General features: G+C 76.4%; 1 protein-coding gene. It reads left to right on the top strand.

All coding sequences use genetic code 11. The features are described from left to right. A partial coding sequence (locus ACTIDRAF_RS31475; protein WP_016701523.1) for an SIMPL domain-containing protein occupies positions 1–562 on the top strand: 562 nt, incomplete at its 5' end. Positions 563–715: the final 153 nt, after the last annotated feature.

The following is a 715-nucleotide window of genomic DNA, read 5'->3' as shown; positions in this document are numbered from 1 at the left end:
GCTGGTCGCCACCTTCGCCGCGGCGGGGGAGGACCGGAGCACGGCGGTCAACGAGCTGGGGCGCCGGGTCGGTGACGTGGAGGCGATGCTGCGTCGTCCTGGCGTGCAGGTGCGTTCCCGCCGGCTGTCCGTGCGCGCGAACTGGGAACGCAACCGCCGGGTCGGATGCAGGGCCGAGCAGCACTACCAGCTGCTGGTCACCGACACGGCCGCCCTGGAGGAACTCAGCTCGGCGCTGCTCGCGCGGGAGCCCGAGAGCCTGAGCGGCCCGAACTGGGAACTCACCTCGAACGCCGAGGCGGTGCGGGAGGCGCAGCACGACGCGGTCGCCGACGCCCGGCGCCGCGCGGAGGGCTACGCCGTCGCTCTCGGACGTCGCCTGGGCAGCCTGCTGCGGATCAGCGACGCCGAGGCCGAGCGGGCGCAACCTCGGGGTGCCTACGGTGGCGCGCCGATGGCCGCCCGCTCCGGAGCGGCTCCCGACGTCCGTGAGCTGAACCTGGAGCCCCAGGAGGTGACGGTCACCGCCCGCTGCGTCACCACCTGGTCCCTGCTGGACTGACAACGCGCCGACCCGCCCCCGCCCCCGGCGGTCGCCGCCCGCTGGGACGCTCCGGAGCGGCGTGGACGCCGACCCGACACCCGCGGGTGGCCGAGGCCGCACGTCGGGGCGTCCCGACCCCTCCCCGAACCCGCCGGCGGCCGCCCACCATGC

Source organism: Actinoalloteichus spitiensis RMV-1378 (assembly GCF_000239155.1).
GTDB classification, from domain to species: domain Bacteria; phylum Actinomycetota; class Actinomycetes; order Mycobacteriales; family Pseudonocardiaceae; genus Actinoalloteichus_B; species Actinoalloteichus_B spitiensis.
This window is presented reverse-complemented; position numbering and strand designations above follow the sequence as displayed.